Genomic DNA, 11,458 nt, shown 5'->3' with positions numbered 1-11,458 from the left:
AGTGCTAGCAGAAGTTTACAACGAGTATCAATCTCGGCTGGCTGCTAATAATGCGTTAGATTTTGATGATTTAATTTTAATTCCTGTAAGATTATTTGAGCAAAATGAATCTATTTTAGGTTATTGGCCTCTAAAATTATATTGAGTAAGATGCTTTACAATTCTCTATCGAATACATTACTTATGACTATATTGCAATAAATCCTTAACACTTTAGTTCATATAGACAATATATAAATTGACCTCTGGGATTGTTATCATAGCTGATTATCAAATATTGATTTACTAAGACAACAAAAATGTACTTTATGTAATTGAAAGTCAATCTCAAAAGCTAAGAGTTAATAGCTAACAGTCAACAGCTTAAAATATTACTATTATTTTTTTATACTTTGAATCAGTAAAATACTAATTATCTATTATCTATTACCTAATTAAATGAGTGATTTATACATCTCTTGGACAGAATACCATCAAAAAATTGAAGCCTTAGCCATTAAAATTTATCAATCTGGCTGGAAATGCGATCGCATTGTTTGTTTAGCGAAGGGAGGATTAAGGGTAGGAGATATTTTATGTCGCATTTTTGATGTCCCATTAGCAGTTCTTTCCACTGCTTCTTATGGAGGAGAAAATAATCAAACCCGTGGCAAAATCACAGTATCCCAAAATATTTCTATGACGGAAAAAACTCTTTCAGGAAGGGTTTTACTGGCTGATGATTTAGTAGATTCAGGAATTAGTTTACAAGTAGCACAAAAATGGTTACAAGAACGCTATCGGGGAGAAATTACCGAACTTAAAACCGCAGTAATTTGGTGTAAAAGCTGTTCTGTATGTGAACCTGATTATTATGTAGATTACTTAGCCGATAATCCTTGGATACATCAACCTTTTGAAATTTACGAAAATATTGCAATAGAATCTTTAATCAGATAACAATAATGAATGAATTCAAAATAAAAGCTCCCTTTAAACCCATGGGAGATCAACCAGATGCGATCGCACAGTTAACTAAATCTCTAACAGAAGGTAATCGCTTCCAAACTCTTTTAGGAGCGACGGGTACGGGTAAGACTTTTACGGTAGCGCAAGTAGTGGCGCAAATTAATCGTCCCACATTAGTGCTAGCTCATAATAAAACTTTAGCTGCTCAGTTGTGTAATGAGTTAAGACAATTCTTTCCTAACAATGCGGTAGAGTATTTTATTAGTTATTACGATTATTATCAACCAGAAGCTTATATTCCTGTTACCGATACTTACATAGAAAAAACAGCTTCGATTAATGATGAAATAGATATGTTGCGTCACTCAGCAACGCGATCGCTTTTTGAGCGAAAAGATGTAATTGTGGTTGCTTCTATTAGCTGCATATATGGTTTAGGAATGCCCGTAGAATACCTCAAAGCAGCAATTAAGCTGGAATTAGGTACAGAAATTAATATGCGGGAATTAATCAGAAGTTTTGTTGGCGTGCAATATTCTCGAAATGATATGGAGCTAGGAAGAGGGAACTTTAGAGTAAAAGGAGATGTTTTAGAAATAGTTCCCGCTTATGAAGATCGGATTATTCGCATTGATTTTTTTGGCGATGAAATTGATAGCTTAAGCTATGTCGATCCCCTTACAGGAGAAATTTTAGCTAATTTTGAAACTATTAGTATTTATCCAGCACGTCACTTTGTTACTCCAGAAGAAAGATTAGAAATAGCTTGCACTGATATTAAAGCAGAATTAGACAATAGACTAAGAGAATTAGAAGCAGAAAATAAACTCTTAGAAGCTCAAAGATTAAGACAAAAAACCCGTTATGATTTAGAACTGTTACAAGAAGTAGGCTATTGCAATGGTGTGGAAAACTATTCCCGTCATTTAGCAGGAAGAAACTCTGGTGAACCTCCAGAATGCTTGGTAGACTACTTCCCTGATGACTGGTTATTAATAGTAGATGAATCCCATGTTAGTGTACCCCAAATCAGAGGAATGTATAATGGCGATCGCGCGCGCAAAAAAGTCTTAATCGATCATGGGTTTCGTTTACCTTCGGCTGCGGATAATCGTCCTTTAAAATCTGATGAATTTTGGCACAAAGTAAATCAATGTATCTTTGTTTCGGCAACTCCTAGTAATTGGGAAATAGAACAGTCAGATAAAAGAATTATCGAGCAAATCATTCGTCCTACAGGAGTAATCGATCCTGAAATTTTAGTACGTCCTACTGATGGACAGGTAGACGATCTTTTAGGGGAAATTAAAACCAGAATAAAACTTCAAGAAAGAGTTTTAATTACTACTCTGACGAAAAGGATGTCTGAAGACTTGAGCGAATATTTTGCAGAAAGAGGAATTAAAGTACAATATCTTCATTCAGAAATTAAAGCTCTTGAAAGAATAGAAATTTTACAAGCTCTGAGAAAAGGTGAATTTGATGTTTTAATTGGAGTCAATTTATTGCGGGAAGGTTTAGATTTACCAGAAGTATCTTTAGTAGCCATTCTTGATGCAGATAAAGAAGGTTTCTTACGTTCTGAAAGCTCAATTATTCAAACTATAGGAAGAGCAGCACGTCATATAAAAGGACAAGCAATCTTGTATGCTAATAACTTAACAAAAAGCATGATGCGAGCCATCGAAGAAACAGAAAGAAGACGCAATATTCAAATCGCTTATAACAAAAGAAACAATATCACTCCCAAACCTATCTTTAAACAAGCAGATAACTCTATTCTCAATTTCTTAGACTTATCTCGCCGTTTAAATTCCGAACAATTAGAAGAAATCTACGAACAATCTGACGAATTACCCTTAGAAAAAGTCCCCGAATTAATCGAACAATTAGAAGCCCAAATGAAGGAAGCAGCCAAAAACTTAGAATTTGAAACTGCTGCCAAATATCGCGATCGCATTCAAAAATTACGGGATAAATTATTAGGTAAAAAATTACCCAATTAAACAAAAGTAAATATGCTTTTAAATCCCCCTCAGAACTTACCTTTTCTCTCAGCTATTTGTTGGCAAATAGACGATATTTATCGATTATTACCCAAAGAGATGCTGCAAATTTATGAGAGAAATTGGCGATACTGTGGAATTTTAGCAACACCAAGCACTGAAGAAATATCTTTTATTAAGCAATTATGCCACTATTATAATTCTGATTTAATTATTAATAATTTATCTATGTTCAAAAGAGAATTTCATCGTCTTATTTTGACAGTTTTGTCTACTTTTAATGCCAAATATTTATTAGATTACGGTGCTTATTTTGGTGGTGGAACTCTCTTTAGTTTAGATTATGGCGAATATCGTTTAAGCAAAGATATTGATTGTATTTGTGGCGTTGGTGAAGGCTATCGACAATTAAGACAGCAAATTTATTCATTAGGTTATGATGCCTTATTTTCAGATACTAAAGAGATTGAACTACCTCAAGCCATTAAATCAGATCAATATGGCATTCGTTTTCCTGTTTTGATTAAAAATACGATTATAAAAATAGAAATTGTTGCAGAAGGTAGAATTGCTTTAGAACAACCAGAATATCCTAATTGGAGTCCTGTTCCCTGTCTTAATTTTAAGGATCGTATTGCTGAAAAACTCTTAGCTAATAGCGATCGCTGGCTGGATAATTCCGTAAAATCAAGAGATTTAATCGATTTAGCCATAGCAAGAATACATTCTCCCTTTCCAGAAGAAGCTTTTCATAAAGCAGAGCAAGCTTATCCTGTTATAGAACCATTAAAAGAAGCAATTATTAATTTTCAAGCTAAACCAGAATACAGAGAAGAATGTTTTTCCATTCTGCAAATTGATAACCCAGCTCAAGTTATTAATGGTTTAGATTTATTAGCTCAAGATTTTAATTTTGATACAACAGAAAGAACTTTTCCAGAAACAAACTATGATTATTTAGATAATTAGTCATTCTAAATATAAATCATCGGTTACTCAGTATTCTTTTTCATCCCTCACCCCGATTAGCTCAAGGATCGAGATTAAAGGATCGGGAATAAGGAAAATTCTCCGCGTTGTACCAAACACAGGTATGAAATATTTACTAATAAAAAATCAAGCAGCGCATAAAATTAGTAAATAGCGGAAAATGGCCGAAGAGAGATAGGAACAAAATCCACACCAAAACTAGAGCGGTTACCCGATCGAATTTGCACTAATTGTACTGCTTTATCACGATCGCCTGATGGCAAAAACTTCACGTTCCCAGAAGCACCTGAAATACTAAAATTATCAGAGCTTAAAGCCTCTTGAATACCTTGACGAGTAGGGTTAATCGAAATTGCTTCGGCTAATGCTTGAGTCGCATCGTAAGCTAAAGCACTGCGCCAATTAATATCTCCATCCCATAAACAAGTCGCATTCTGAGGAAAACTAGAGTCAAGATGGCTAAGAATATGCCAGGGTACAGCTAGCACCACACCTTTACCTGATTCCCCTGTAATTTTCAATGTTTCGGGGCGATATAGACTATCTCCTCCTAAAAGAGGTAAGTTTCCATTGTTTATTTGGATGATAGCCAGACTATTATTAACTGTATTAGGAAAAGCAGCACTAGGAAACAAAATTAAAGCTTCTGCGCCTTCTTGTCGTGCTTTTTGCACAATATCCGCTACATTAAAGTTAGGTTGAGCAAAGTCAAATTCGGCTACAATCTCACCACCACTAGATAAGACTTCGGTTTTAAAAATATTTTGTAAGGATTTACTGTAATTACTTTCGGAAGTGTAAATGATAGCTGCTTTGCGTTGTTTTAAAGTTTGTAAAAGATATTTTGCCAACGCATTACCCGCATAGCGATCGCTAGGAACAGTACGAAAGACATAATCACTTGCTCCTGAAATCTCTACAGAGGTGCTAGTGGGGGAAATTAAGACTAAATTATTTTCTTGATAAATAGGAGCAGTAGCTAGGGTGACACTACTAGAAAAATGCCCAATTACGCCTAAAACAGAGTCATCTTTGGCAAAAGCATTGGCTAGCTGTTGTGCTGTCTCGGAATTGTTACCATCATCAGCGATCGCAATTTTTAAGAGTTTTCCTGCAATACCACCATTTTGATTGATTTCATCTTGTGCTTGGGCGACTCCCCGTAATAATTCTTTAGCCGTATTGACACTTGAGCTAATAGGTACAGATGCTACCAAAGTATGAGATGCATCATTTCCAATACGGGCATTATTGAGATAAATTAAAGCTTCGGGATCGTTACGCTTAGTTTTTAAAGAGGCTTCTAGCATGGAAACGGCTTGCTCATAATCGCCTTTATTTAAAGCTGTAACGGCAGTTTCTTTATTATTACTACTACCTTCTGTAATTAAAAGTCGATTTCCTGTACTGATTAAAGAATCTATCGCAGTAGTGGGTTTTGGTTGCTGTGATTTATTAGGTACATCAGTTGATGATTGTGGATTATTACCAGTAAAGGAATTATTTTGCTTAAAAAACCACCATCCGCCACCAATTACCCCTAAAGTAATTAATAAAGATAGTATTAGTACTGAAGTTTCATTTTTTTGTGCCATCGTTTTTTAGGAGTCAAAAGTCAGTAATCATTCGTGGGATATAAGGCTTGCGCCATCAAAATAATTCAGCTACAACCAATCATTAACCATCAACACATCGACAATTAACAATTAGCAAAGATGAAATGGCAATTAGTATCTACAGAAGAAATTCCCCAATGGTTTATCGATGCTGTTAAATCATACACTCCTAATTCTAAAGGAGAGTTTGCTGCACAATTATTATGGCAAAGAAGTATTAGAGATGTAGAGGAGTTACCAGGATATATCGATCCCGATTGTTATCAACCAACGGGTGCGGCTGCTTTTGGCGAGGAAATGGTACAGGCGATCGCTCGTTTGCAAACTGCTTTTGCTGACAAGGAAAAGGTAACTATCTGGGGTGATTTCGATGCAGATGGTGTAACTTCTACTAGCGTTTTATGGGAAGGATTAGGACAATTTTTCTCCCAGGATATCCTGCTTAGTTACTATATTCCCAATCGTCTGACAGAATCCCACGGTTTAAATCATACTGGCATTGCTCAATTGGCTGCATCGGGTACAAAATTAATCGTAACTTGCGACACTGGTAGCACTAATATTACAGAGATTGAATATGCTGCGAAATTAGGTATTGATGTAATTGTGACAGATCATCATACCTTACCCCCCAATCGCCCCCCTGTAACAGCTATTATCAATCCCCGTTATTTTCCTACAGAGCATCCTTTATATTCTCTTTCTGGGGTAGCAACCGCTTATAAGTTAGTGGAAGCCCTTTACAACGCTTTACCCCATATTCCCCAACAGCCTTTAGAGTATTTATTGGATTTAGTTGCCATTGGTTTGATTGCCGACTTAGTAGAGTTAAAAGGAGACTGTCGTTATCTAGCGCAACAGGGTATTAAACAGTTAAAAAAACAAGCCAATCCTGCAACCGCAAATCGCCCAGGAGTAACCAAACTATTAGAATTATGCCAGAAAACAGGCGATCGCCCTACGGATATTTCTTTCGGTTTAGGGCCTAGAATAAATGCAGTAAGTCGTATTCATGGTGATGCTAGCTATGTAGTGGAATTACTCACCAGTCAGGATATTAAGCGTTGTCAAGAGTTAGCTTCCGAAACAGAATTAGCTAATACTAGACGCAAATCATTACAAAAAGATACTTTAGATCGAGTAGAAAAAAAGGTATCTCGCCTCGATCTTTCTACTACCAATGTAATTGTTTTGGAAGATGAACAATGGCAAGGGGGAGTATTAGGATTAGTTGCAGGGCAAATTGCTCAACAATATAATCGCCCCACCATTTTATTAAATAGTAGTACTGATAGTGAAGGTAATACTTATGTGAAAGGATCGGCGCGATCTGTTAATAATATTGACTTATATCAATTAGTTAATTCCCAAGCTCATTTATTGCATCGCTTTGGGGGACATCCTTTTGCTGCGGGATTGAGCTTATTAAAAGAGAATTTGCCCCTATTTAAACAAGGAATCGAACAGCAATTAAAGCAACAATTAGATATTACCAATACAGAGCAAATTTTAGATGTCGATTTAACTGTTACCGTTGCCGATTTAGGAAAAAATCTTTTTCAAGAATTAAAACTAATCGAACCCTGTGGCATGGGAAACCCTGCCCCCAAACTATTAATTAAAAACTGTCGCTTTCTCAATCCTTGGCACAGCAATATTAAAGATAAAAATGGCGGAAAAGTAAAATATATTAAAACCACTTTTAATTTAATTGATAAATCTTTTGAACGCCCTTTTCCTGGGTTATGGTGGGGACATTATAAAGATGAAATACCCGAAAATACTAATTGTAATGTTGTAGTAGAGTTAGATTTTAATACCTTTAACAAACGCTATGAAGTCCGCTTAATCGATCTTCAATTAGCCAACAATAATCACAATTTACAAACTTCTAGTACCCAAGAAAAATATATAATAGATCGTCGTAATAAGGATAACGTAGAAACTTTTAACTCTAACAATCTATCTTTCGTGCTGCAAAATGATTGCCCCATACAATGGAATGAAATCCAACAAAAATATCATTATGCAGTAAAAAGAGCACAAAAATTAGTCTTAAATTATAATGCTCCTGAAACTACAGAAGCATCAAAAACTTGGCAACAATTAATTGGAATTGTTAAATATCTCTCTCGTACCAAAAAAACTGTTAGTAAAGAACAAATAAAAGAAAAATTAGCAATAAGCGATCGCTCTTTTGAATTAGGTTTACAAGCCCTAGTTAATATTGGCTTTAGCTATAACCATACAGGACAAACTTATCAATTCACTCAAGGAAATCATCAAATACAAAATAATGCTACAGCAGCGATCGATTCCTTCTTATCTACAGTAGCAGAAGAACAATTTCAACAGCGTTATTTCACACAAGTTCCTCTACCAGTTATTACTAAGCATATTGAATCTTAATTTAACTGATAACTGATTACTGCTAAAAGAGTTGCCAACTAGATGAATCTAAACACTTCAACTGTTCGAGGCGTTTTTGGAAATAACGATGGTCTAGTCTTGACCAACAATGTATTGCTGCTGCTTCAATATTAATTGCCCAAACCCAAATGTGAGCAGTTTGCGTTAAAGCTTGTAAACAATTCCATTCCTTGTCAGTCAAAGAGTTTACTGCTTTATAACCTTCAAAAAAAGCATCACGAATATTTCGACTAATACCAGTACGCAAAGACACTTGAAGAAATTTTGCCACATCAAAAGCACGCCAGCCATAACCACATTGGTCAAAATCAAAAATAGTGATTTGATTATCTGGAGTAAAATGAGCATTCCCACTATGAGGATCGCCCCAGCAAACACTCCAATAAGGAGACTTTTGAGGTAAATCTACTAATTGCTCTTTGATATCATGAACTTTTTGTTTGAGATAGTCCAAGTCTTGATGGTTTTCTCGCAGAAAAGGAGCGATCGCTGTTATCGAGCTATCCAACAAATACTCTAAAGTTAAAGCCTTGGGTGGTGCGTGATAGGCAAAATCTAATCCTATATCGTGAAGTTTTCCCAATGTTTGCCCAAAAATATTACTTTGGGTGGGGTTTAAATCGCCAAGGGGTATAGAGCCTTCTGCGTAGGAAAATAAAGCAGCATAGCGATCGCCTTCTAACGCAGGAATTGTTACATATAATGCATTATCTATAGTAGCAATGGGGTAAGCTACAGGAAAATAGCGTTGATGTAAGAAATTGAGTAGTTCTAATTCAAAATCGATGTCTAAACGCGATCGCCAATGATGATGAGAAATTCGTAAAATATAGGACTTACTCGCAGATTCTACCAAATAAACATCACTTAAGCCACGATTCCACAGTAAACACTTATCCACATAACCCAAGTCGTAATTATCCAAAACTAACTCGATCAATGCTTGGGGCGATAAAGTAGAGTAAACTGCGGGGAACAAATCTCTCATGAGATTAGAGCCAAGATTCCTTGGGTATACGGCAAAGACCCCCCATACTAGTACAAGGGTCTATTTATAACTAACGTACTAGCCTTCTGACACGCAAAAAGTATTCATCTATACGGTTAATCAGAAAGTTCCATAACCAAAAATGATGGGATACAGTGTTACTATCGGTTTCATACCTGTCTTGAACGAGTTGCTCATTGAGGGAAACCCAAGGGGCTGATTCTGTCGTTTCACGGCAGAACTTGTAAGCCCCGCCCAAGACCCCTAAAGGACTCGGCTTCGCCGTCGCGCACTCGTTCGCTAAATCAGCAACGCCATAATTGCTAGCCAGTCTTTTTACTTTTTGCCAAGAATGCTAATCATTTTTTAACGAAACACATCCTACAATTTTCATCCCAAACTATTTTTTAGATGATCGCTGACTCGTAGAGCATTTGCCACAATGGTTAAAGTAGGATTTACTGCACCCATAGAAGGAAAAAAACTACCATCAACGACATAGAGATTTTCTAGATCATGAGTGCGACAGTTGAGGTCAAGAACAGTGGTTTTGGGGTCTGAACCAAACTTACAAGTACCTACCTGATGCCAGACTGCCGAAAGAGGCACTTTTTTAGACATAAACATGAAAAAGCCTATTTTACGCAGATATCCCTGCCACATATTCAGAAAGTCATTGTGGGTTTTAAGATTATTGGGGGTAAAATCCACTTTAATTTTGCCTGATTCAGTTAGGGTAATACGATTGTTAGGATCGGGTAAATCTTCGCTAGTCAACCACCAGTCTACCGAGTGTTCTGCCATGTATTCTAAAGTTGGTTTAGGAACAGAGTCGGGAGAAAAAATAGCTAATCGATTCCACTGTGATTTACCCGTCATTTGGATTTGTCCCAGAGGATAATCGTGTTCGGGACTACCAAAATAAAAATCATTAAAGCCCAGAGTTTTTTGGAAAGTAGTAGGATTAAGTTTATCAGCGATCGCAATTAAGGTAGAATGGTTGTGTAACATTAAGTTGCGCCCTACCATTCCTGAAGAATTTGCCAAGCCATTGGAATGTTTATTGTTGGCTGATTTTAAGAGCAAAACTGCGGAGTTGATTGAGCCACAGGAGAGAATAAAAGTATCGGCGGTATATTGTTCTTGATTACCGTCAGTTTCGACTTCTACCGCTTTGACTTTCGTACCACTCTCATCAGTAATTAATCTAGTTACCAGGGTGTTTATTTTGAGTTCTACATTTTCGTATTCCGTAGCAGGATCGACACAGGCTTTTTGTGCATCCATTTTGGCATCGATTTTACAAGGATAAGGGTCACAGGTTGCACAGCGAATACAGGGACTATTTTCGGGATCTTCTACATTACGATCTACTGCTAATGTCAAATGGTGAGGATGCAAACCTAATTTCTGTAGGTCGTCTGCAACTTCCTGCATTCTTGGTTCATGGGGTAAAGGAGAAAAGGGATATTCCGCCGACATGGGTGGTTCAGTTGGCTCTTCTCCTTTTTGTCCGTGGATTTTAAAGATGCTTTCGGCGCGAGTGTAATAAGGTTCAATGTCTTGATAGCTTAATTGCCAAGCGGGGGAAATACCATCTTGATGTTTAACTTCTCCAAAGTCCGCTTCCCGCATCCGTTGTAAAGCTGCGCCATAGACTTTAGTGTTACCACCAACGTTATAAAAAGCTTGGGGTAAGAAAGCATTATTATCTTTATTCAGCCATTTCTCTGGTATTTGATACTTTCTCCCCTGAAAAATAGCATCGGGATTCCAGTTGTCGTCTTCTTTAGGCAAATATCCGCCTCTTTCCAAGATTAGGATGCGTTTTCCTGTGGGGGCGAGGGAATAAGCTACTGTACCGCCACCTGCACCCGCACCGATAATAATTACGTCGTAGTGTTTCATGGTTTATGATTGGTTATTTATGGTTGGTTGTTAGTGGTTAGTGGTTGATTGTTCCGCCTTCACTACCTTTAATTGCTAACTTTTGATCGCGAAATGCGGTGACTTAAAAATAGCTCTAAGCTAATAGCTAATCGCGAGCGCGATTTTTAAACTATGTCAAGCCAATCTATCAATCGATCCTTGATTTCTGTTGCATTGGGCATTTTTTGTTGGCGCATTAATTCAGATACGGCTGCAAGCTCTCGATCTCTGTTCACTCCTGCCACTGCCATGACTTTGTTATTTTGTAGATAGAATGCAAGAAATTCTGATTTATCTAAATTGCCATCTATATATATCTCATCCCACTGTTCTGCGTGTCCCACATAGCGTAGTTTGACATCGTATTGACCAGACCAAAAGAAAGGAACAATCGTAGAAGTAGTCCGCAAACCGCTCTTAGCCAACTGGAGTTTAGACTAAGTAGATTGAATATTTAGTCAATGCAATAAATAAATAGATTCAGAAAATCAACTTGATTGATTGGAAAATGGGAACTCCTTAAGCTGATTTATTCTCTTCTTTCGCTTTTT

General features: G+C 36.8%; 9 protein-coding genes and 1 pseudogene. 5 read left to right on the top strand and 5 right to left on the bottom strand.

Annotated features, from left to right (window positions below):
- The 4 genes and pseudogenes from H1P_RS39010 to H1P_RS25480 all read left to right on the top strand — a co-directional run.
- Positions 1–127: pseudogene (locus H1P_RS39010) on the top strand (UvrD-helicase domain-containing protein); the annotation flags it as partial.
- A gap of 311 nt (positions 128–438) precedes the next feature.
- Positions 439–939 (top strand): phosphoribosyltransferase, encoded by a 501-nt coding sequence (locus H1P_RS25490; protein ID WP_144872755.1) that lies wholly within the window; start codon positions 439–441, stop codon positions 937–939.
- A gap of 5 nt (positions 940–944) precedes the next feature.
- Complete coding sequence (gene uvrB / locus H1P_RS25485; protein WP_144872752.1) at positions 945–2,954, top strand: excinuclease ABC subunit UvrB; 2,010 nt, start codon at positions 945–947, stop codon at positions 2,952–2,954.
- Between the two features lie 12 nt (positions 2,955–2,966).
- Positions 2,967–3,923 (top strand): nucleotidyl transferase AbiEii/AbiGii toxin family protein, encoded by a 957-nt coding sequence (locus H1P_RS25480; protein WP_144872749.1) that lies wholly within the window; start codon positions 2,967–2,969, stop codon positions 3,921–3,923.
- A 164-nt stretch (positions 3,924–4,087) separates the two neighbouring features.
- On the opposite strand, the gene H1P_RS25475 is transcribed toward H1P_RS25480, so the two are convergent.
- Positions 4,088–5,539, bottom strand: a complete 1,452-nt coding sequence (locus tag H1P_RS25475) for an ABC transporter substrate-binding protein (RefSeq protein ID WP_144872746.1) — start codon at positions 5,537–5,539, stop codon at positions 4,088–4,090.
- Positions 5,540–5,659: 120 nt separating this feature from the next.
- On the opposite strand from H1P_RS25475, the gene recJ reads away from it, so the two are divergent.
- Entirely contained in the window at positions 5,660–7,969 is a 2,310-nt protein-coding gene (gene recJ / locus H1P_RS25470) for a single-stranded-DNA-specific exonuclease RecJ (RefSeq protein ID WP_144872743.1), read from the top strand.
- A gap of 22 nt (positions 7,970–7,991) precedes the next feature.
- Here the strand turns inward: recJ and H1P_RS25465 are convergent, their stop codons facing one another.
- From H1P_RS25465 to H1P_RS25455, 4 genes are all read right to left on the bottom strand, one after another.
- Positions 7,992–8,978 (bottom strand): phosphotransferase, encoded by a 987-nt coding sequence (locus H1P_RS25465; protein ID WP_144872740.1) that lies wholly within the window; start codon positions 8,976–8,978, stop codon positions 7,992–7,994.
- Positions 8,979–9,048: 70 nt separating this feature from the next.
- Positions 9,049–9,237 (bottom strand): hypothetical protein, encoded by a 189-nt coding sequence (locus tag H1P_RS37725; RefSeq protein WP_222427230.1) that lies wholly within the window; start codon positions 9,235–9,237, stop codon positions 9,049–9,051.
- Positions 9,238–9,368: 131 nt separating this feature from the next.
- A complete protein-coding gene (locus H1P_RS25460) occupies positions 9,369–10,886 on the bottom strand; it encodes a GMC oxidoreductase (RefSeq protein ID WP_144872737.1) in 1,518 nt (505 codons plus the stop codon).
- A 146-nt stretch (positions 10,887–11,032) separates the two neighbouring features.
- Positions 11,033–11,332 (bottom strand): oxidoreductase C-terminal domain-containing protein, encoded by a 300-nt coding sequence (locus H1P_RS25455; protein ID WP_144872734.1) that lies wholly within the window; start codon positions 11,330–11,332, stop codon positions 11,033–11,035.
- Between the last annotated feature and the right edge of the window lie 126 nt (positions 11,333–11,458).

Origin of the sequence: Hyella patelloides LEGE 07179, assembly GCF_900659865.1 — a bacterium.
In the GTDB taxonomy this organism is placed as follows: domain Bacteria; phylum Cyanobacteriota; class Cyanobacteriia; order Cyanobacteriales; family Xenococcaceae; genus Hyella; species Hyella patelloides.
The sequence above is the reverse complement of the archived record's forward strand: the minus strand, read 5'-3'. Positions and strand labels throughout refer to the sequence as shown.